This is a genomic window from Peribacillus sp. SIMBA_075 (genome assembly GCF_046534585.1).
This window is the reverse complement of record NZ_JAWRYN010000600.1, coordinates 1-272: the sequence shown is the minus strand read 5'-3', so window position 1 is coordinate 272 and position 272 is coordinate 1. Positions and strand designations below refer to the sequence as shown.

1 protein-coding gene is annotated in these 272 nt (G+C 69.9%); it reads left to right on the top strand.

Annotated features, from left to right (window positions below; translation table 11 throughout):
* Positions 1-272: MFS transporter (locus tag SB775_RS29565; protein WP_410864800.1), on the top strand; the 272-nt coding region annotated here is incomplete at both ends.

The following is a 272-nucleotide window of genomic DNA, read 5'->3' as shown; positions in this document are numbered from 1 at the left end:
CCTCCTGCTCGCCACCTGCATCGTCATCGCCCTCGACGGGCTGGACGTCTCGATGGTGGGCGTCGCCCTCCCCTCCATCGGCAAGGAACTCGGTCTCGAGACCGGCTCCCTCCAGTGGATCGTCTCCGGCTACGTGCTCGGTTACGGCAGCCTCCTGCTGCTGGGCGGACGTCTGGCCGATCTGCTCGGTCGCCGCAACGTCCTCCTCGTCGCCCTCGTCGTCTTCACCATCGCGTCGCTCGCCGGCGGGCTCTCCGCCGATGCGGGGCTGC